General features: G+C 55.5%; 19 protein-coding genes, 1 tRNA gene and 1 pseudogene. 14 read left to right on the top strand and 7 right to left on the bottom strand.

The annotated features are described in order from the left end of the window. Positions 1-90 precede the first annotated feature (90 nt). The 4 genes from ACSQ13_RS13170 to ACSQ13_RS13185 all read left to right on the top strand — a co-directional run bounded on the left by ACSQ13_RS13170 (position 91) and on the right by ACSQ13_RS13185 (position 3,185). Positions 91-600, top strand: a complete 510-nt coding sequence (locus tag ACSQ13_RS13170; protein WP_176248230.1) for an SH3 domain-containing protein — start codon at positions 91-93, stop codon at positions 598-600. Positions 601-654: 54 nt separating this feature from the next. Further along, positions 655-1,644 carry an NADPH:quinone reductase gene (locus ACSQ13_RS13175; RefSeq protein ID WP_295511175.1) on the top strand — a complete coding sequence of 330 codons (990 nt, stop codon included), beginning with the start codon at positions 655-657 and terminating at the stop codon, positions 1,642-1,644. Between the two features lie 79 nt (positions 1,645-1,723). Continuing rightward, positions 1,724-3,031 carry a mechanosensitive ion channel domain-containing protein gene (locus ACSQ13_RS13180; protein ID WP_367268355.1) on the top strand — a complete coding sequence of 436 codons (1,308 nt, stop codon included), beginning with the start codon at positions 1,724-1,726 and terminating at the stop codon, positions 3,029-3,031. 79 nt (positions 3,032-3,110) lie between these two features. Continuing rightward, positions 3,111-3,185: transfer RNA gene (locus ACSQ13_RS13185), tRNA-Gln, on the top strand. 150 nt (positions 3,186-3,335) lie between these two features. On the opposite strand, the gene ACSQ13_RS13190 is transcribed toward ACSQ13_RS13185, so the two are convergent. Next, positions 3,336-3,539, bottom strand: a complete 204-nt coding sequence (locus ACSQ13_RS13190; RefSeq protein WP_435988251.1) for a hypothetical protein — start codon at positions 3,537-3,539, stop codon at positions 3,336-3,338. A 210-nt stretch (positions 3,540-3,749) separates the two neighbouring features. On the opposite strand from ACSQ13_RS13190, the gene ACSQ13_RS13195 reads away from it, so the two are divergent. The 3 genes from ACSQ13_RS13195 to ACSQ13_RS13205 all read left to right on the top strand — a co-directional run bounded on the left by ACSQ13_RS13195 (position 3,750) and on the right by ACSQ13_RS13205 (position 7,654). After that, positions 3,750-5,213, top strand: a complete 1,464-nt coding sequence (locus tag ACSQ13_RS13195) for a primase-helicase family protein (protein WP_435988112.1) — start codon at positions 3,750-3,752, stop codon at positions 5,211-5,213. A gap of 134 nt (positions 5,214-5,347) precedes the next feature. Then, the gene (locus ACSQ13_RS13200) at positions 5,348-5,590 is read left to right on the top strand and encodes a hypothetical protein (protein ID WP_435988252.1); all 243 of its coding nucleotides are present in this window, start codon (positions 5,348-5,350) and stop codon (positions 5,588-5,590) included. A gap of 912 nt (positions 5,591-6,502) precedes the next feature. Then, positions 6,503-7,654 (top strand): hypothetical protein, encoded by a 1,152-nt coding sequence (locus ACSQ13_RS13205; RefSeq protein ID WP_295511072.1) that lies wholly within the window; start codon positions 6,503-6,505, stop codon positions 7,652-7,654. Positions 7,655-7,986: 332 nt separating this feature from the next. Here ACSQ13_RS13205 and ACSQ13_RS13210 read toward each other — a convergent pair whose 3' ends face one another. From ACSQ13_RS13210 to ACSQ13_RS13220, 3 genes and pseudogenes are all read right to left on the bottom strand, one after another. Further along, complete coding sequence (locus ACSQ13_RS13210; RefSeq protein WP_295511069.1) at positions 7,987-8,619, bottom strand: tyrosine-type recombinase/integrase; 633 nt, start codon at positions 8,617-8,619, stop codon at positions 7,987-7,989. A gap of 743 nt (positions 8,620-9,362) precedes the next feature. Beyond that, positions 9,363-9,551: pseudogene (locus ACSQ13_RS13215) on the bottom strand (transposase); the annotation flags it as partial. Between the two features lie 56 nt (positions 9,552-9,607). Next, positions 9,608-10,066: a hypothetical protein gene (locus ACSQ13_RS13220; RefSeq protein ID WP_295511066.1), complete on the bottom strand. Its 459-nt coding sequence runs from the start codon at positions 10,064-10,066 to the stop codon at positions 9,608-9,610. Positions 10,067-10,578: 512 nt separating this feature from the next. Here ACSQ13_RS13220 and ACSQ13_RS13225 point away from each other — a divergent pair. After that, entirely contained in the window at positions 10,579-11,211 is a 633-nt protein-coding gene (locus ACSQ13_RS13225) for a tyrosine-type recombinase/integrase (protein WP_114877653.1), read from the top strand. Between the two features lie 191 nt (positions 11,212-11,402). Here ACSQ13_RS13225 and ACSQ13_RS13230 read toward each other — a convergent pair whose 3' ends face one another. Beyond that, a complete protein-coding gene (locus ACSQ13_RS13230; protein ID WP_295511061.1) occupies positions 11,403-11,906 on the bottom strand; it encodes a winged helix-turn-helix transcriptional regulator in 504 nt (167 codons plus the stop codon). Positions 11,907-12,026: 120 nt separating this feature from the next. Between ACSQ13_RS13230 and ACSQ13_RS13235 the strand changes: the two genes are divergently transcribed. From ACSQ13_RS13235 to ACSQ13_RS13260, 6 genes are all read left to right on the top strand, one after another. After that, complete coding sequence (locus tag ACSQ13_RS13235) at positions 12,027-12,761, top strand: SDR family oxidoreductase (RefSeq protein WP_295511058.1); 735 nt, start codon at positions 12,027-12,029, stop codon at positions 12,759-12,761. A gap of 9 nt (positions 12,762-12,770) precedes the next feature. Further along, the gene (locus ACSQ13_RS13240) at positions 12,771-13,376 is read left to right on the top strand and encodes a 2-hydroxychromene-2-carboxylate isomerase (RefSeq protein ID WP_295511055.1); all 606 of its coding nucleotides are present in this window, start codon (positions 12,771-12,773) and stop codon (positions 13,374-13,376) included. 528 nt (positions 13,377-13,904) lie between these two features. Continuing rightward, positions 13,905-14,084: a hypothetical protein gene (locus ACSQ13_RS13245; protein ID WP_295511053.1), complete on the top strand. Its 180-nt coding sequence runs from the start codon at positions 13,905-13,907 to the stop codon at positions 14,082-14,084. A gap of 40 nt (positions 14,085-14,124) precedes the next feature. Further along, entirely contained in the window at positions 14,125-15,411 is a 1,287-nt protein-coding gene (locus ACSQ13_RS13250) for a DUF6538 domain-containing protein (RefSeq protein ID WP_295511050.1), read from the top strand. Beyond that, positions 15,408-15,584, top strand: coding sequence for a hypothetical protein (locus ACSQ13_RS13255; protein ID WP_295511048.1), 177 nt, complete (start codon positions 15,408-15,410; stop codon positions 15,582-15,584). The genes ACSQ13_RS13250 and ACSQ13_RS13255 overlap by 4 nt, the downstream gene beginning before the upstream one ends. Before the next feature lie 59 nt (positions 15,585-15,643). Beyond that, positions 15,644-16,687, top strand: a complete 1,044-nt coding sequence (locus tag ACSQ13_RS13260) for a hypothetical protein (RefSeq protein WP_295511046.1) — start codon at positions 15,644-15,646, stop codon at positions 16,685-16,687. A 371-nt stretch (positions 16,688-17,058) separates the two neighbouring features. On the opposite strand, the gene ACSQ13_RS13265 is transcribed toward ACSQ13_RS13260, so the two are convergent. Together ACSQ13_RS13265 and ACSQ13_RS13270 are read right to left on the bottom strand one after the other, a co-directional pair. Further along, positions 17,059-17,976 carry a DMT family transporter gene (locus ACSQ13_RS13265; protein ID WP_435988113.1) on the bottom strand — a complete coding sequence of 306 codons (918 nt, stop codon included), beginning with the start codon at positions 17,974-17,976 and terminating at the stop codon, positions 17,059-17,061. 57 nt (positions 17,977-18,033) lie between these two features. Then, positions 18,034-18,867 (bottom strand): AraC family ligand binding domain-containing protein, encoded by an 834-nt coding sequence (locus ACSQ13_RS13270; protein ID WP_435988114.1) that lies wholly within the window; start codon positions 18,865-18,867, stop codon positions 18,034-18,036. Positions 18,868-19,502 lie beyond the last annotated feature (635 nt).

The raw sequence follows: 19,502 nt of genomic DNA on the forward strand, positions 1-19,502 counted from the left end.
ATGGCATGGTGTCCCAAGCGGCGACGAGGCACAAGAACTTCGCGGCGTAAAAGAGCAATAAATCAACCACAAAACATCAAGCAGGCTGTCATGACACCGAAGTTCCGCATCGCCCTGATGGGTGCGCTTGTATCGATTCCATTAGCTTTCAGCACGGTTCTTGCAGCAGCAGAGCTTGGCCAGGTGACGAACCTGCCTGTTCCCCGTTTCGTGTCGATGAAGGCCGCCGAGGGCAACGTGCGCCGCGGCCCGTCCCTGACACACAGGATCGACTGGGTCTTCAAACACCGCGATATGCCGTTGCTGATTACGGCTGAACACGGTCACTGGCGCCGCGTCGAAGACCGTGACGGCATGGGCGGCTGGGTACATTATTCGCTGCTGTCGGGGACACGCACCGTGCTGATCGAGCAAGACAAGATGAAATTGCTGGTGCGCCCCGATCCGAATGCACCCGTTGCCGCCGAATTCGAGGTCGGTGCCATTGCGCGGCTTGGTGAATGCAGTCTTGAATGGTGCTTTTTACGCGCCGACGGATACAAAGGCTGGGCACCCAAGGCGCGGTTATGGGGCGTTGGCGCCCAAGAGATCCGCGACTAGGGTAGGGTCGCGGACATACCGTCCGCTGAAATTTGACAGCACAAGGACAGTATTATGCGCGCGATTACCTATTCCACCTTGGGCGAAGCCCGCGATGTCCTAAAGCTGGTCGAGCTTGAGACCCCCACCCCGGCCCAAGGCGAAGTTCTGGTGCGGCTTGCCTTTTCGGGCGTGAACCCCTCTGACGTCAAATCGCGGCGCGGCAGACCCGGGATGACAAAGCCCCCCTTTGATCAGGTTATTCCACACAGCGATGGTGCCGGCGTGATCGAAGCGGTTGGCGAAGGCGTCGATCGCGCGCGGATCGGCCAGCGCGTCTGGATCTGGAACGGCCAGTGGCAACGTCCCTTTGGCACAGCAGCAACCCATATCGCGCTGCCGTCGGCCCAGGCGGTCGATCTGGCCGATGATGTATCGCTTGAGGCCGCCGCGAGCTTTGGCATCCCTGCGCTGACAGCCGGCCACGCGATTTTCAACGGTGAAGATGTGAAAGGCCAGACCATCCTGATTCAGGGCGGGGCTGGCACCGTCGGCTATCTGGCCGTGCAACTGGCCAAATGGGCGGGCGCAAGGGTGATTGCAACTGCGGGCAAAGACGGCGCACGCCGCGCCCGCAAAGCCGGGGCTGATGTGGTGCTGGACTATGCCTCGCCCGACCTGTTGGAACAGGTGCTGGCCGCGAACAACGGCAAGCCGGTCGATACGGTGATCGAGGTGGAGTTCGGCGTGAACATCGGGCTGGATGCAGAAGTGATCAAACCAAACGGTCGCATTGCGGCCTATGGTTCGGCCAAGGAAATGACCCCGACCCTGCCGTTTTTGCCCCTGCTTTTCAAAGCGGTCACGATAGATATTATTCTGGTCTATCTTCTGACAGACTCACAACGCCGCATCGCCATCGACAAGGTCCATCAGGCTTTGGCCGAAGGAGCCTTGGAGTGCCCCGTCGAACAGATATTCCCTCTGTCCGACACAATACGCGCCCACGAGGCTGTCGAAGCCGGAGCCCGGACAGGCGCGATATTGATCGATTGTTCAGCGTAACAGCGCGGCGCAGACCGGAATTTTCAAAAATTCCAGTGTGCGCCGAGCAGTGCCGGACAGGACCGACTTAGGGAGATAAATGATGCGATATCTAGCTTTGGTGCTTTGCCTGATGATCCCCTTGGGGGCCGCGGCCCAGGATACCAGCGGTCAACCGACCGGCACGATTGCCGTCCAAGACAGCGCCAGCGATGACCGCGCCATAGCAAAGCGCATCCGTGACATTCTGGCCGAACTGGACGGGTATGCGAACGTAACTGCGACGGTTTCGGCTGGCATCGTCACTTTGACCGGCACCACGGTCGATGCGCAAAAGGCCAAGCAACTGACTGACCTAGTCGGTCGCATTGAAGGTGTCGTTGCGATCGAAAACGAGGTGACGGAAACTACCGATGTGACCGAACGCCTCGATCCCGTCCTTGACCGCTTCAAAGCCCGCGCCGCGCAGATTGTCGCTTTTTTACCTTTGGCAGCTATCGCATTGGCAGTGTTCGTTAGCATCGTCTTGCTGGGCTTCTTTATCGCAAGGCGGCGGCAGCCATGGGACAGAATCGCGCCCAATGCATTCATCGCCGATATTTATCGGCAGATTATCCGGCTCTTCTTTGTGGTCGCCGCTTTGGTTCTCGCCCTTGATATCGTCGGCGCGACTGCCCTGCTGTCTGGTATTTTGGGCGCAGCCGGGATCGCTGGTCTGGCGATTGGTTTTGCCGTGCGCGACACGGTCGAAAACTTCATCGCGTCCATCATGCTTTCAGTGCGTCAACCGTTTCGCCCCAATGACACCGTCGAGATTGACGGCGACACCGGCAATGTGATCCGCCTGACCAGCCGCGCCACCATCTTGCTTAGCTTTGATGGCAACCACATTCGGATTCCCAATTCGACCGTGTTCAAAAGCCGAATCGTAAATTACACCCGCAACGCCGAGCGCCGCTTTACCTTCGAACTGGGGATGGCCCCCGATACAGACTTCGCTGCCGCCCGCACCCTTGGTCTGGAAACGCTGGTTTCATTGCCCTTCGTCCTCGACACGCCAGAGCCAAGCGTTTGGATCGAAACGATTGGTAACAGCACAATTTCACTGCAGTTTGCCGCTTGGGTGAACCAAACCGATACCAGCATCAATCTCGCCAGAGGCGAGGCAATTCGCCTGGTGATCGCAGCATTTGACCGCGCCGGATTTGCCATGCCGGAACCCACTTACCGATTGATCGACCATGTATCAGGGGCACCGTCAAAGCCCAAAGCCCCACAGACAAGCCCGCCATCAACCACACCCCAAGACGTCGATGCAAATGCCGAGAAAGCGTTAGAGCAGATCGTTGACCAGGAGCGCGCGGGGACAGAAAGCGACCTGCTGACCGAAGATGCCGCAAAGGAATAAATTTCACCCAAGACTCTGCATTTTTTCTGCATTCAGGTCTTGCACCATCGCGAAACCCAGACTAAATAACGCCCAGTGATGGGATGTGGCCTAGCGGTAGGGCACCTGTTTTTGGTACAGTAGATCGTAGGTTCGAATCCTACCATCCCAGCCACTACTCTTCTCAACAGTGTTGTAAGAACCCGTGCCACCCGCTGGCGCTGCTTCTGCCCCAGTTTTCGCCCCAGTTGGCAGCGCAACCTATACGGGTGCATCGGGTGACCCCTCCCAAGGTCTGGGAGAGGTCGTGTGCATAGCCACAGGCCTAGAGCAGAGCCCTCCAGTCTACCCCGTTGGCCCTTCTATCGCGATCATCGTTCAGATTATCCCTCCTGTCCCCAATAGCTAGGTGGCGCGGATTAACGCAGCGGCGATTATGGCAAAGATGGCGGACGACCTGATCTCGATTGGTGGCTACTTGACAAAGCGTAAAAAAACTACGATTAGGCGCGTGCTTCTGGAGATGAATAGGGGACTTCCTTTACTCATCAGTGAACGGGCTGGCTTTTTAGCCAAAGACTCTATGCCTATCACTACGTCAAGCGGTCACTAAAAAACAAAATTTCCGCCTTCTTATTTGAAGCGCTATTTCGTCTTTCTTTGACCATTCGACACCAAAAATCAAACTTTTCGCCCTGAAACAAAAGGGCGGATTCTGTCTTGAATAGAGGTAACGAAAATGAACGACCAACCAGCACCTCGCAGACTGCTAGGAAATGCAGTACCTGCGTCCAGCCCAGCGCTGAAGCCATCTCGCAAGGGGGGACCAGTCGCTATCGCCCCGAAAAGCGAAAACAACTATGACGAAGAAGATAAGGTGAAGCTCGCTCGCTACATAGCCCAGCGCTTCGTTCGTCGGGATAATAAATTTTACCAGATTGCAAATTCTGGTGTCGCTATTTCGGCTGCCGATGTGAAGCGCGTTAGCTTGCACCAAGTCAAGGTGGCCTTTCCAGAAGTCGAAATCACTGACGAGCTTTGGTCAGCAGTTTGCCAACATGCCATCAACGATACTCATACGGATCAAGACGAAACCGTTTCGGTATGGAATGGGACGCAGGCTTGCTTGCCCGGAGGAACCTCCAGCTTGGTCTGGCATGACGGCATGGCCTCACTGAACTCTTGGAAGAAACCATCCTATCGCGACCTTGAGACGGATATTGCGGATTGCACCCTATTTGACGAGTTACTGGCGCGGATTTTCAAGGAGGAAGTTGACCGCGCGGTATTCAAAGATTGGGTGGCGTGGAACCTGCAGCATGAGGACGACAAGCCCACTTGGGCGGTTCTGCTTTACTCCCAGTCGAAGGGCACGGGGAAAAGCACTCTCGGGCGGCTGCTCAGTCTTCTCTTCGGTGATGCTAACTCCATGCCCTTGAACGGAGTATCCAAGCTAACGGGGCGCTTCAACAAGACAGTCCTGACCCGTAAGTTCATCACCTGTGAGGAGGTGAAGCTGGCACAAGGAACCGACGCCGGGAACAAGGTGAAAGCCCTGATCTCCGAGAAGGAAATCGCTGTTGAAGGTAAGGGCACCAATACCGAAAACTTGCAGAATATCTGTGTGTTCCTGATGACCACCAATCACCATCCTCACTGGATTGAGCCGGATGATCGCCGGTTCTACGTGATCGATGTCAATCACAGTGGCCATGCGTCGGGTCCAGATCATGAGGAGTTTCAGGCGTTCATGATGATTTTCTACGATTACATGAAGTCTCCTGAAAATATCGCTAAGTTGCGAAATGCTCTGATGGCGCATCGACAGGCCAACACCTTCAACCCTCATGCGCTGAATGTCGCAGCGGTCGACACGCCGATCATGAAGAGTCTAACCCAAGCATCGGGCCAAGTCGTCCAGCAGGCTCTTGAGGAGTTGATAGCAGCAAGCGGAAAGTTCGCTTTGCCTCAGGCTGACTTGATCAAACTGTTCTCCGAAAAGCTGAAGGTCAACCCGAACCGGATCGCTCATATGATGAACGAGTTAGGTTGGCGCTCTCATAAGGCAAAGTGGGGTGGCGTCGACTTTGCGAGGGTGGTGTGGGTGCATCCAGACTACCAAGTGGCACAGGGTCGGGTGACGGGGCCAGACGGCTACGACGAACCGCTCAGCCCGGTCGAAGACGAGGTTGAAATCATATGATTGCGCCCCATCACATTAGGGTTCGGGATCGTTCGCAGGTTTGGTATGAGCTTCTTTTGAACGAACATCAGGAAGCTGCCGTAGCAAAGGTAGATGAGTTGCTGGCTGATACCGAAGAGGACGAAAACGGTTGCATGGTTACTGACACAGAGCAGCCTCGAAAGGTGCGGTTTCTAGGCGGTCAGGATCGTGCTTATCGGTTTGTTTTTTGCATTCTGAACCGGCTTGCCACCAATCGAGATCAGGTCGTCCGCCATCTTTGCCATAATCGCCGCTGCGTTAATCCGCGCCACCTAGCTATTGGGGACAGGAGGGATAATCTGAACGATGATCGCGATAGAAGGGCCAACGGGGTAGACTGGAGGGCTCTGCTCTAGGCCTGTGGCTATGCACACGACCTCTCCCAGACCTTGGGAGGGGTCACCCGATGCACCCGTATAGGTTGCGCTGCCAACTGGGGCGAAAACTGGGGCAGAAGCAGCGCCAGCGGGTGGCACGGGTTCTTACAACACTGTTGAGAAGAGTAGTGGCTGGGATGGTAGGAAACCTTGCCTCCCCCTGATCTCTATCAACTTTCTCCGCTACCAACCGAAACTGGGGCAGCTTCTGGGGCGACTGGGTGCGACGGGTGCGGCTGTAGTGGTGCAGACGACGGTGCCCAGCGCTTAGCTTTCAGCGCTCCCTCTGCTTCAAAGCTGTGGGCTCCCGATGACATTAGCTCACCACTGCTAACTGCCCGTATTCATCAGGTCACCGTCCGACTACACTGCCACCTGCATCGGTCTGCCACGGCTGCTGACGTCTCGGGAGGGGGCTGGCTCCGGAGGGGGATGGTGGTGGGGCTGCTTTACAAACAAAATGGGCGGATTCCAGACTTTCGCTGTGCGTGCGAAATTTAGCTTGTGGCCATGCGAAAGCCGACCTTGGGGTTAGCATGTGATTCCCAGGGGAATCGCTTTTGGAACTGAGGTTGTGAGCGGACGGTGTTGCGTCTGAAGTGTTGTTGGATTCTGGTCTGTATCGTCAGTCCATGGAGCCCATACCAGCATGCAGATTTTCCTGTCCGCCTTCGAAAATGTCCCCGAGGGCAGCATGCTGTTACTCACTGCCAGCCCGTCCTTCTTGACCGAGGCAGCAGCTCAGCTGGCGCAGGCTTATGCGGCAGTCCTGCCAACCCCAAAGCGGTCATACTTCACGCTGCCCTTTGGCTCACTTTTGCTCTGCCCTTGACAGACGTTAGGAAAACCCGACAGGTTGCTCTGGGTGTGGAAGGGTAAAAGGATAGTTGATTGGGTCCCGTTTGGTATGCATTCCTGCTTCGCTTGATCGGGCGCCGCTGGCAACAACGCGCCGATAAACGTCGTCCGGATTCGCTTCGCCGTGATGTGTCCGTGCGGCTGAACGCACCGGAGCGGACAACGTTTATCCACCAACTCGGTGCAATCGCGCGCGCGGCCGAGGGGCTGTTGGCATCTGCTCGACAGGAGAATGCGACATCCGGCGGGTCGACCGAAGCGGGGCCCGCCATGCTCGCTGCGCAGCGATCATCGGAGGTTGCCGTGTTTCAGGCAATAACCGCACTGCGACAGGACTGGCTTGAACCCCGAAGCTACAGTGAATGGACAGACCGTCAGATGCGCAGCGCCCAATTGCTCATTTCCTATGGCCTGGAGGCCAACGAAAAGCGCGCCGCATCCTATCTCGCGACGGTGGAGGATGTGACGTTCTTCCGCCGCTGGCGGAACGTCATTCAGGCTGCCGTGAAGTCGGCCAAGCGTGCTGCGGATCGCGCAACCTTTGAAGCGGGATACGATGCCCGCACGGCGAAACTTCGGGCGGTCTGGGACAAGGCCCGAAATGACCGGGCTCGCAAATGGAGCGGTGTCGCTGCGGAACTGCGTGTTCCGGTGCCCGAAACGCCATTCCGGACACTCTTGGAGCGCGCCGCTCCCGACCCCTGGCTTTGGCACACCATTGCCACCGATCAGCATGAATTGACCGCCGACAGGGCTGCGGCCATCTTTTGGCTATTGGACCGGCCCGAATGCGACCGGGCAACCGTGGCCGAGTTCATCGCCGGCTTTCTCATGAGCGAGAATTATCTTCGCGCGGCGCAGAACGCCGCCAAAGGCACCGACGTGTGGCAGTTTTCCGCTTTCGCGGATCTTATGGCGGGATGGAACCGCAGTTCGTCTTCCATTCTACGCATCAGTCGCGGGGATGTCGGCATGTACAATGAAGATGGTCCGTTTCTGACCCAGATGACAGACGACCGTATCCTTCTTGAATTTGCGGCAGTGCATCAGAAAACGGGAATGCCTTTTCCCGAGGTGCCGCAGGGACTGTCGAGGTCTCTTGAAGTCGCTCCACCGGAAACAACTCTCTCCAAGACTGGGCCAATAACCTATAATTCCGGGCGGAATTGCCTCGTCAATGTATGAGCCAAGGTGACTCTGTCCGAGAACGCAGGAGCTGCGAATGTTTGGTGATCCAGGTCGAAGCAGCGTTCGATCCGAGCCCCAGCCTGACCGGTGGTGCGTCAAATTCGCTGCCGGGTTGCCACGAATGACGAAGCCGCGGATGTAGGTTTGAGCCTGGTGCGGCGGTCGCAGCCAATAGGGTGAACGAAGGCTTTGTCCCGCAGACAGTGAAATCGCCTTTCATATATTTTCAGCGGCGCCGCGAATGGCGGCTATGCGGGCTGCGGCCCCAGCATCCTGAGGGTAGGACCAATGTCGTCTTTGGGCCGTCCTTTTTGAACGGCCCATTTAGGTTAAATTTCAATAGCTTCCGCGATTGCTAAGGCGTCTTCAAGTTCAACGCCAAGATATCGCACTGTACTGTCCATCTTTGTGTGACCCAGCAGAAGCTGAACGGCACGCAGGTTGCCCGTCTTCTTATAGATCTGGGTGACCTTTGTGCGTCGCATTGAATGAGTGCCGTAAGCGGTGACCTCCAGCCCAATCGACGACACCCAATCCCGCACAATCCGAGCATATTGGCGCGTTGAGATGTGCAGGCGTTCGTGAAAACGCCCGGGCCAAAGGAATTCGGACCCGACCATCAACGGATCTTCCATCCACTTCGCCACCGAGGCGCGGGTGCCTTCGGAAATCTCGAACCGGACCGGTTTTTGGGTTTTGCTTTGCAGAACAGATGCGCGCGCTTTGATCTGCCCTGACGCCATAACATCCACGACTTTCATTCGGACGAGGTCGCAGCCGCGCAACTTGCTGTCGATGGCCATATTGAACAAAGCCAAATCACGATGGTTCTCGGCCAATTCGAGCCGAACGCGGATGGCCCAGACATGTTTGGGCTTGAGAGGGAGTTTTTGACCGACAATGCGACCTTTGTTCCAAGCGGGACGAAGGGCGCGAATGGCCGGTAAGTTTGGTGTTTGCATGGTGTATCCTCCGATCCACCATACCCTCCCACAGCGACAACCAGACGTTGACAGCGCTATGTATCACAAGATGTGCAAAAGCAGCTAATGGCAGGAATGAGCCCGACCCGGCCGTTATGTTTTTGTGCTGCGCGCGCTCGCAGCGAGACAATTGCGGCATGAGCGAAAAACTTCATGCTGTCGCACAGCAGAACAACCGGCCATTCGTGCAGGTGGCAGCATGGATCAAGCGGCGAACTTACAGGTCGCGGGACAAAGCGGACCTTCGCTACGATGACGCGAATGTCGACGTAGCGTCCGCATCGTTACCCTTTCAAATGGCCTGACATTTTTTTGGCCCTGCCCTGAAAAAAAACGCTGAAGCTAATAATTCTTAAGCCCCAAGTGAGTTCCATAGCTATCATTCTAGGAACTCAAGTGTCATAAAACACGAGATCACATGGGTGAATACACTTTATCAAGTACCTAATAGAATAAGGTTGATACGGATATGGCCATCCTTTTAGTTTCAGTTTTGCTAGCGCTCGCACCCTTAGCAGTATCGCGCGCAACCCAAAAAGGCGTCAGCAGCCTTTCAAGTCTTCTTATGTATGTCGTAAGCATGTTTGCACTGCCTGCTTTGTACGGGCCCATTCTTGTCGGGTGGTGTAGTTTGGTAGATAATGGATGCTACGGTGATGGATGGACCGATTTGTGGATCGTATTATGGACTTCAGCGGCTGCTCTAGTCGTTTTAATAATCGTTAGTGCAATAGCGATTTTCCAATATTCAGATACTGACTCATAGCTAGGCTCTGGAAACATAACAAGAAGATCACGGTTGCGACGAGAGCGATGGCCGAAAGGAAGACCTTGGGGCTTCGGTCGTAACGCGTGGCGACGCACCGCCAGTCCTTTAGACGTCCGAACATGATTTCGATCCGGTTGCGCTTTCTGTCGTTTCCTTTGCTGGGCGGTAGCAACGACTTCAAATTTCTTATCGCGAGACTTACTCGGGATTTTCTTGAATAAAATTCCTGTCATAAAGCTTGTTTGAGAGAGGACGGTCGAGGGAAACGACACCGGCAACCCCATCAATCGATGACGTTTGAAGTGTCGTCAGCCAAGGCAGGATATCAAGGATTTTCTGTGTTGTTGGTGTCTCATCAAGGACTTCGATCTCTACCCCCGTCAGCGCATACGCACCGTCTTTCTCTGGAAAAATATCATCTCGCTCTGCGCGTCGCACACTGAGAGGATCCAACGGATCTTCAAACACAACCAACTGCGGCCAAAATCGCTTTGGAACACTGCGTATTGAAAACAAGTCTGGTGTCTGGGCGAGCGCTTCGAGAGTGGCGGCCGGGTCTTTGTCATACTCTGCATCGAACGCCCCATATGCTACAACGTGGCCAATGCCTCGCGGAATTAAGGCGAACGTTGTGCGCTCTGGCCCGAAATCGATCACGATGGCCTCACCCCCGAAAGAGGACGTAAGTTCCGTGTTGGTAAGTGGCAGACGCTCCGAATAATATCTATACGTCTTAACGCCAACGCCGAAAGCCGTAGTCGGTCCATCAGGTGTTTGAAAGTGAAGGGTCAAGCGTTCATAAACACGATATGTCTGTTTGGGGAGACACCCTGCCAAAGTTGCAACCATTAAGATCAGAAGAAAGGCACTTATTATTTTCAATTTTCATACCGTATATTGGATATCGGGCTATTTGACGACAGTGTTCCATAATTTAGAAAATTACGCAGCAATAAATTTTCACGACCCCTTTACCTGTTATCCGCCACGAAAGAGGACATTCAGACGAAGTGCAGCATCCGACACTTTGGGCTCTGTGCGGACGAATGCACTGGCAGAGAAACAGGGTTCCAACAACTTCGGATAACGGCCATTCAGCTGGATGCTATGCTCTCTTTGTCAGCGCGGTGCTGATGTCTGGGTTTGGAGGGAGGATTGGAGGGCATATTATGCCAAGAGTCCAACTTCCCGCAGTTACCCCAAAACACAAAGCCTGGAACAAGGGCCGGATCATCGGCCAAAAACGTCCCCTTCTGCCTAAACAAGTGTGGGCCATCCGGGCGCGGCTTGAACTTTCGGGTTATCTTCGTGACCTTGCGCTGTTTAACGTTGCGATTGATAGCAAACTGCGCGGCTGTGATCTGGTCAAACTCGCTGTGGCCGATTTGGTCAAAGATGACCGCGTTCGCGAACGCGTTTCAATAGTCCAGAGTAAAACCAAGAAACCCGTTCAGTTCGAACTCACTGAAAACACAAGAGATACCGTCATTGCGTGGGTGCGATCACCTGAGATGATCGGGTGCCGGTTCATGTTTCCGAGCCGTTTCCACGACCGCCCGCATATCTCAACACGTCAATATGGTCGACTTGTTCGTGACTGGGTTACAGCGATTGGCCTGGAACCCAGCGGATACGGAACACACTCGATGCGCCGAACCAAAGCTGCGGAGATTTACCGCAAGACGGGGAACCTCCGCGCCGTGCAACTTTTGTTAGGCCATACGAAAGTCGATAGCACAGTGCGTTATCTGGGCGTTGAGCTGGAAGATGCGCTAAGCATTGCTGAACGGATCGACATCTGAACGAAGTTGGCGTGCGGCTATTGCCGTTCGCCAATCAAGACCAGGCCTTCATGGTTCCCGCAGCGGTCGGCAGGACGGAGCCCATATTGACCGATGCTGCACGCTGTGCGAATGGCGGCTTTTCGAAGAATGTACCATTTTTTGGGGATAACTAACCTTAGCCCAATTGTTGTTCAAATGTCTCCCTCTTTCTATACTGTAGGGGCATTCGGGTCGTCATAGAACTGAGCCAACCGACGTATAGTGGCTTGGCTCGCGCCGGGGCCAGGTTTGGGCTTCAAACGTTCCAAGGGAATTTCTACGTCGTCAGCATCAAAAAAGCGCAGGCTTTGTAGAGGTGATCCGGTCTCACCGTCTATCTGCAAGACAGGTTCCTTGCCTATGCCATACTCAAAGGCATTCGCCCACTGCCCCATGGCAACCATAACAGGTAGCAGCGCTTGGCCTTTTTTGGTCAAGCCGTATGCGGTCCTCTTCCCATGCACGCCCACGTCGCGCGTTTCAAAGATGCCGTTTTCGACAAGGACGCTCAGCCTGTCAGTTAGGATATTGCGCGATGCACCAGTGTTGCGTTGAAACTCAGTGAAACGGCTTGCGCCGTAGAAGGCTTCACGCACGAGCAGCCAAGTCCAGCGGTCGCCGAAAATGTTCATCATCGCCGCGATGCCGCAGGTTTGAGTATGTTGGTTCGCCATTCTCGGTTTCCATCTTTGATCCTTTCATCCGTCTATCACTATTTTGGTTGCCATTCGAGACCAAATAAGTTTAGTCTCGAAATGAGACTGAATGAATCTGGATACGCAAGGGAGCGAGCGATGTCACGCAAACAAACATGTTTGATCATTGGTGCGGGGGACGACACGGGCGCTGCCATCGCTCGGGCCTTTGCTCGCGAGGGCATGACTGTGTGCCTGGTGCGAAGGGAGCGGCATGCGAATGCGTTAGAAGCATTGGCGCAGTCCATCCGCGACAGTGGTGGTGATGCGGTTGCCATGCCTGCCGATGCGCGCGACGAGGACGAAATGATCGCCTTGATTGATCGGATCGAAACAGAAGTTGGCCCGTTGGAAGTAGCGGTGTTCAACATCGGAGCCAATGTGCGCTTCGGGATCAAGGAAACTACTGCGCGCGTTTATCGAAAAGTCTGGGAAATGGCATGTTTTGCGGGCTTTCTTATGGGGCGTGAGGCCGCCAAACGGATGGAGCCGCGCGAGCGAGGCACAATCATCTTTACCGGCGCGACTGCCAGCATGCGAGGCGGCGTCGGCTATTCCGCATTTGCAGGGGCCAAACATGCCCTGCGCGCTCTGGCGCAGTCCATGGGTCGCGAGCTTGGCCCCAAAAATATCCACGTCGTTCATACGTTGATAGATGGGGCAATCGATTCCAACTTTATCCGCGAAAACGTGCCGAACGTTGATGATCTACGCGATCAGGATGCACTGCTGAACCCTGACCATATCGCACAGACCTATGTGATGCTTCACAATCAACCCCGGACAGCTTGGACACACGAGCTGGACATGCGCCCCTGGACCGAAAAGTGGTAGGAGAACCTCATGCAAGATATTGAGTTTATTTTCGACTTCGCCAGCCCCAATGCATACCTCGCTCACAAGGTCTTGCCTGCGTTAGCGGCAGAAGCGGGTGCCAAAATCAGCTATACGCCATGCCTTCTCGGCGGCATCTTCAAGTTGACTAACAATCAGGCTCCCATGATTGCCTATTCCAACATCAACAACAAACTGAACTATGAACGGCTTGAGTTCGCACGGTTTGTCAAGCGGCATGCATTGACGGAGTTCGTTTTCAACCCGCACTTCCCCGTGACGACTGTATTGCTGATGCGTGGCGCTGTTGCGGCACAAGAAGAGGGAAAGCTGGACAGCTACATCGCAGCTGGACTTCGGGCCATGTGGGAAGAAGGTGAAAACATGTCAGACCCGGAAATTTTTGTAGCAGCCATGGACCGTCACGGTCTGGATGGTTCGCATTTCGTGGCCCGCGCGCAGGAGCCCAAGATCAAGCGAAAGCTCATGGAAAACACAGATCACGCGGTGGCACGGGGTGCTTTTGGCGTGCCTAAATTCTTTGTCGGTGATGAGATGTTTTTTGGGAAAGAACGGCTTGGGCAGGTCGAGGCGGCAGTTCGTGAAACTGTATAGAAGCAGCGTTGGTTTTTAACGACCGGCATTCATCAAGACCGGACCTTCAAGCATATGTGGTAAAAGAGTACTTTGTCCGCGTCTTTCGAGTTCAAGCAAAGCGCAGCGAAAGGACGGTTTAGTTCCCATCTATTTTTGCCCATTTGAATGGCCGGTTTGGTGGAAATTGCTGCACCGCTGAAATTCCTGTGCCGCGCGCGCGAGCAAATGCTGCATGAGCAAAAGCTGAGCCTGCACAAGTCCGGTTTGTCCCGCCACTCTGACGTTTCAGCCGCAAAATGCTGCTCAATGCACGAATGGCCGCAATGACGAGCTGCACTGCGGCATTTTGCAGTAGCGGTGAAAGGCCGGTTAGGGCCGAAAGTCACTCCGAGCGCCTCAAAGGCAGCCCGATCAAACCGAGCAAAGCGACGTATCTAAATCGATAGCAATCGATGGAGGTTTCAGATGTTTTCCCAACCCTTTAGTCTACCGAAGACCCCCCGCAACACGCAGACGCTGTTCTTCACTGCTTGGTTCGATTGAGCCATGGAACTGCAAGAAGGCACCGTGGTCGTCATCCACGCCTTTGACGACATCCCAGAGCACCTGTTTCGCATCTCGGAAGTCTATGAAGACTGCGTTGGCGGCTACTCGACCACCGGACCACTGGCAGGCGAATACGGCGAACCGTCGTTCGATCTGATCCTGAAGGTTCACGAGGGTTAGGCCCTTTCCCCCACAATCAAAACTGAAAAGGAGGAGACGCATGTCTGCTCAGATTAAGTATGCGTACTTGAAGGGTCACACGTGGCTCTACCGTCGCCACTACCCGCAGGACGTTGCTCTGGTTCTTGGCCAACCCGTCCTGAAACAATCCCTGAAGACGGGCGATCCGACTGCTGCGAGGGCGCGGGCCGCTGAACTGAACGCCCAGTTCGAGAAGACAGTATCTCAAGCCCGATCGGTGACCGAGTGTCTCGGAGTTGGCCCAGAGAGCGCCAGTGAGGTGTTGCCATGGGCTCAGTCGTCCACCGACGCAATAGGTCACCTACGGGCCGCTCTGGAGGCCTCTGGTGGCGTCACCTTTCAAGCCAAGGCGCGCCGACCCGTACCCGCCGTGAAGGAGGTGGGGCGCACCTATCTGGACCTGAGAAGCAATCAACTCAGACCCAGCGGGTTCAAGAGCGTTCGCTATTCAGTCGGGTTATTCCTTAGCAAGTATGGTCGACTGCCAGTGACCGACCTGAACCGCGACGTTGGCAAGGAGTTCCTAGGGCTGGTGGCGCAGTTGTCTCCAGTTATCGGGAAGTCCGAGACAACACGGGGGCTGACGCTGACCCAGTTGGTTATCTTCTCCAACCAAGCCAACGTAACGATCACGCCGCGCACCCAGCGCCGTATCTGGTCTCAGGTTAACCACTTCATCGACTGGCTGGTCTATGAAGGGCAGCTTGAGGTTAATCCGTTTCGTTCGGTCCGCTTCGAACCAAAGGTGCGCCAGCGACCCTACGCCGTGCCCACCGATGCCGAGGTGCGTCGCCTGCTGGACCACAATGACCCGGTGCTACAACCCGTGCTGCTGACCTGTCTCCTGACGGGAATGCGTGTGGGAGAGGCGGTCGGACTGCTTCGCGCTGATCTGGTGAACAAGGCCAACCTAGGGTCTTTCGTCCACATCAGACCCAACGCGGTGCGCCTGCTGAAGACCGATGCGGCGGAAAGACTGATACCGCTGCATTCTGCTCTGGACGCTGTGTTTGATCGGCTGCCCGCTGAGGGGCCTCTGTTTTCTGACTTGACCGTCAACCTTGTGACCAAGCGGTTCGCTCGGGTGCGAGGCTGGTTAGCTCTGGATCGGTTGGTTTTCCACTCTACCCGCAAGTGGTTTATCACTCAGTGCGAAAGAACAGGAGTACCTGAGCATTGGACGGCATCACTGGTTGGGCACAAGTCAGCCCGGTCAGAGAATGGGATCACCTACGGTATCTATTCCGCTGGCATCTCTGACGAGCAGAAGCGGGCCATCGTCGACCAGATACGGCTGCCGTCATGATCGTCCCCCCAGACATCGAGGCGTTTGAGGAGCGGGCAGCCATAGCGCAGTTTGACGGTGGGTTGACCCGTCGAGAGGCGGAGGACGTGGCCGCTCAAGATCAGGGGTTCATTAACGCGAACTACTACTGGCAGTGGCTTGCTGACTACGTCGTCAACCGGCGTTTCTCTTGACAAACCCCTCGGCTGGTTGATGCTGGCCGAGGCCCTTCCTATTAGAAAGGTACTTCAATTTGAAAAAGTTAAAATTCCTGGCTCTTGCCTTGGCGCTGCTGTCGTCGTTGGCGCTGAACGTTGCGACAGTGGCCTTTAGTACAGTAGCGTTGGCGCTTTCGACGGTGTTCGAGGCGGTAACAGGAGCTTCAGCAGTAGCCTCTGAACTTCGACGCAACAACGCTCTGAACGAGAAGAAGATCAAGAGCCTGACGACTGATCTGGATGTGAAGGACAGAAGAGCGGCTAAACTAAGCGGGGAACTGGCTCAGGAAAAGCGGCGCGTTTCGTCGTTATCTGATGATCTTGCTACCTCCAAAACAAAGCAAAAGGTCTCCGATAAAACGGTGGCTCAAAGCAGAGGGCGAATTTCCTCGTTGTCCGGCGACCTTGCCACTTCGGAGACAAAGCGAAAGGCGCTGAGCAACGATTTGACGGCCAAGACTAAACAGGTCTCATCCTTAACTGACGACCTCGCCGTTCGTGATCGACGTATTGCCAGTCTTTCAGCCACGATCAAGAACCCCAAGGTGACCTACCGGAACGAGACGAAACCGCTCAGTCATGCCGTCGAACATACGGTCGATCGGATAACCGCCCGGACCACTCTTGGAGCAAAGAGGAACGTGGCTGCGATGTTTGGTGAAAGTATTCCTTTCATTGGCGTGGGTGTTGCCGTCGCCGTCACTGGCTACGAGTTGAAGGACAACTGCGATAACCTGAAAGACCTCCGCGAACTCGAACTTTCGATAAACCCGTCACTTGCATACGCAGAGGGTTCGCATGAGGTCTGCGGCATGCAGGTCCCATCGAAAGCGGAAGTTTGGGGAACAGTTTATAACTCCCCCGCCGCTGCATGGGAAACGACCAGAGAATACATGCCCGACTTTGGAGAGTGGCACATTCCGGAGATGCCAGTCGGCGAGGCTTGGGATAAGGCGAAGGACGGTGGTGGTGTCCTTTGGGGAGCGACCAAGGAAACGGCTGACACGATGAAGCTCGGCTGGGACTATAACATGCAAATGCTGAGAGACGCGTTCGATCAAAGCGTCGACCCTGAATAATCGTCCTCAGCTGGCTCGCGCTGGCTGGGGGCCCCATGCTTTGCTTTTTTTATCTGGTTTTGTCTTGATCAGGTTTGCCGAAGAGCGGGGGAGCACTCTGGAATGGCCAATGCGATGCGGCCAAACATCTAGATCGCAGCGAACGGCAGCTACGAGCCCTCTTTGACCAATGCTGCATTGTGAACAAATGGCTGCTATCATCAGTGACGCAGAACCGTCCAACAGTTGCATGGGTTTTGAACTGGGCTTGTGGCAGCGTCAAACGCGGCGGTTTTTAGGTGTGCCAAAAACGAGCGTTTTAGCTCGCGTCCAAAGGTCTTTTGTGCGGATTAAGTTGTTTAGGTCCTTACCAGCAAATCATCCTTCATAACTTAACGCTGCCTTCCACTTGCAATGCCGAGAAATGTGCCCGCAACGATCAGCCCTGCACCGCAAAGCGCTGCCGGAGTGGCAGGTTCGGACAGAAGCGCCCATGCAAGTGCGAAACCGAACAACGGCTCGGTTCCCATCAGAAAACCGACACGCGTGGGGCTGGTGCGCCGCACCGCCATGTTTTGCACATAGAAAGCGCCAACGGTGCAAAACAGGGATAAAAAAGCCACCGAAGCCCAGCCATTTATATCTGCGCTGACCAAAAGCCCCTGCGGCCCAGACTGTGCCAGAAGAAGCGTCAAGATCACCCCCGCAACGGTGGCGGCCTGCACGGCAGTCAGTGCGGCGGAAGAAAGGCGGCTACCTTCCATCAGGCGTTTGGTTGATACCACCATCACCGCCCGCAAGCCTGCGGCGCAAAGAACCAGAAGATCTCCGAACCCGAGCGCGCCCATTCCACCTGACAGCACCATGACGCCAATCACCGCGACGACGCCGCCACACATAATTCCGGCAGGAGGTAGCCTGCGCTGAAGCCCGAATTCGAGAAAGGGCGTAAGGATCGTGCAGAGTGAGATGATCAGCGCCGTGTTCGTGGCTGTGGTCATCGACACACCCCATGTCTCAGCGAGGAAAATTGCGCTGAGAATGCCTCCAAGCAGCGCTCCTGCCCGAAGATCTGCAGGGCATGCCGCGCGCAGGTCGCGGAAAGCCACCGCACTCATGAGCAACGCGGTCAGAGTGAAGCGATAGAAGAGCAGTACGAGCACCGGCATATACTCCAGCGCTCCCTTGGCGACCGGGTAGCTTGCGCCCCATACCACAGCAACACCCAGCACTGCCAAATCCGCCCAAAGCGTCGTGCGCCGTGCCATGATACTTTCTGATACCGCCATCGTGGCCCCCGTATTCCGCATGAACTTACGGCGAGTTAGGCCATGCGGCGCATCGTGATATAGAATGAAAGTGCGGTGTCAGCTTTTCGCGAAAGCGGCTGGGGTGATGCCGACAATCGCCCGGAAATGGCGACCCATGTGGCTTTGGTCTGCGAAGCCCGCCTGCGCTGCGGCCTCCGCCAAGGGCATGCCCGCGCGAAGGAGGCGCTTCACGAGTAAAATTTTTCTTTGCAAATGCCAGGCATGAGGAGGCAGGCCAGTTGCTTGACGGAAAGCCGCGATGGTCTGCCTGCGGCGCAGGCCGGTAACCCGGCATAGATCTTCCAGCGAGACATCCTGTTCAACGCAGCTGTCAAGATAATCCATCGCATCTGCAATCCGCCCTCTTCCTTGCCGTTCGGGGGCGGAAAACTGAGGCATCAGTTCGCGGAAGAGCGCTCCAAGAAGTGTATCAAGCGCCACTTCGCGCGACAGCCGCTGAACCGATGCATGCAGAACCTCGTGCAGGATGGAAAATCTCCGTGTCAGGTCAGGGCGCGCGTGAAAGGCCGCGCCAAAATCAAGCGTTCCTGCGAGGGTATGCCCTGTCATGTCTTCCAAAAGCGTGACAATCCCCGCCTCGGGAATATAAAGCATTCGCTGCCGCCAGCCGATCTCACTTCCTGCGCCACCATGATGGATATCGCCCGGACGCATCGTGACCACCGTACCCAATGGCACTTGGTTCATCTCGCCACGACACCAGACAGCATGAGTGCCGCCTTCGATCACTCCGAAGATATATTCGTTATGAGCGTGGGGTTTGAACCTCTGCTTCAGATAAGATGCAGAGCTGGTTTCGATGCCATAGAAATCGGGCTGGGACCGTAGGGATACCTGTTCGCAGCTCAGTTGTAGATCTATTTTTTGCAAGCAGGGGTTCCTCAGTCGTCGGATTGACCCTTAGTGTCGAAACTATACCGCGTCAAATTAAGCAGTGTTATATTGGTCTCTAACATTGCTTTCGATATGCCGGTCCAAACCGTTCAAGGACCGCCGTTTGTTGAACGGTTCAATCCGAAAGCAGTCTTTGGGCTAGATTTAACGAACGGCGGCTAGGTCCGCACACCGGACCTCAATGCAAGACGCAGCGAAGGGCCGGTTTCCGCCCACACCGGTCACCCCCTCCGGAGCCAGAACCGCCAGCGACGTCAGCAGCCGTAGCCAGATGATGCAGGTGGCAGTGTGGTGGGGCGGTGACCTGTTGAAAGCGGACGGTGAACAGTGGCAGCCTACTGCCATCGGGAGCCACAGTGTTGCAGCAGGTGGAGCGCTGGGCACCGTCGTCTGCACCACTACAGCCGCACCCGTCGCACCCAGTCGCCCCAGAAGCTGCCCCAGTTTCGGTTGGTAGCGGAGAAAGTTGATAGAGATCAGGGGGAGGCAAGGTTTCCTACCATCCCAGCCACTACTCTTCTGACATTGTTGTAGGCACCCGAGCCACCCGCTCGCGCTGTTTCTGCCCCAGTTTTCGCCCCGGTTCGCCATCGCAACCTATGCGGGTGCAT

Origin of the sequence: Sulfitobacter sp. SH22 (genome assembly GCF_965641905.1) — a bacterium.
Lineage (GTDB): Bacteria > Pseudomonadota > Alphaproteobacteria > Rhodobacterales > Rhodobacteraceae > Sulfitobacter.

Excerpts from the sequence above, each read along its gene's own strand:
- ACSQ13_RS13195 (WP_435988112.1), top strand. The coding sequence starts at position 3,750 with ATGAACGACCAACCAGCACCTCGCAGACTGCTAGGAAATGCAGTACCT.
- ACSQ13_RS13240 (WP_295511055.1), top strand. The coding sequence starts at position 12,771 with ATGCAAGATATTGAGTTTATTTTCGACTTCGCCAGCCCCAATGCATAC.
- ACSQ13_RS13230 (WP_295511061.1), bottom strand. The coding sequence starts at position 11,906 with ATGGCGAACCAACATACTCAAACCTGCGGCATCGCGGCGATGATGAAC.
- ACSQ13_RS13180 (WP_367268355.1), top strand. The coding sequence starts at position 1,724 with ATGATGCGATATCTAGCTTTGGTGCTTTGCCTGATGATCCCCTTGGGG.
- ACSQ13_RS13175 (WP_295511175.1), top strand. The coding sequence starts at position 655 with ATGCGCGCGATTACCTATTCCACCTTGGGCGAAGCCCGCGATGTCCTA.
- ACSQ13_RS13210 (WP_295511069.1), bottom strand. The coding sequence starts at position 8,619 with ATGCAAACACCAAACTTACCGGCCATTCGCGCCCTTCGTCCCGCTTGG.
- ACSQ13_RS13250 (WP_295511050.1), top strand. The coding sequence starts at position 14,125 with ATGTCTGCTCAGATTAAGTATGCGTACTTGAAGGGTCACACGTGGCTC.
- ACSQ13_RS13245 (WP_295511053.1), top strand. The coding sequence starts at position 13,905 with ATGGAACTGCAAGAAGGCACCGTGGTCGTCATCCACGCCTTTGACGAC.
- ACSQ13_RS13255 (WP_295511048.1), top strand. The coding sequence starts at position 15,408 with ATGATCGTCCCCCCAGACATCGAGGCGTTTGAGGAGCGGGCAGCCATA.
- ACSQ13_RS13225 (WP_114877653.1), top strand. The coding sequence starts at position 10,579 with ATGCCAAGAGTCCAACTTCCCGCAGTTACCCCAAAACACAAAGCCTGG.
- ACSQ13_RS13235 (WP_295511058.1), top strand. The coding sequence starts at position 12,027 with ATGTCACGCAAACAAACATGTTTGATCATTGGTGCGGGGGACGACACG.
- ACSQ13_RS13200 (WP_435988252.1), top strand. The coding sequence starts at position 5,348 with ATGGTTACTGACACAGAGCAGCCTCGAAAGGTGCGGTTTCTAGGCGGT.
- ACSQ13_RS13170 (WP_176248230.1), top strand. The coding sequence starts at position 91 with ATGACACCGAAGTTCCGCATCGCCCTGATGGGTGCGCTTGTATCGATT.
- ACSQ13_RS13265 (WP_435988113.1), bottom strand. The coding sequence starts at position 17,976 with ATGCGGAATACGGGGGCCACGATGGCGGTATCAGAAAGTATCATGGCA.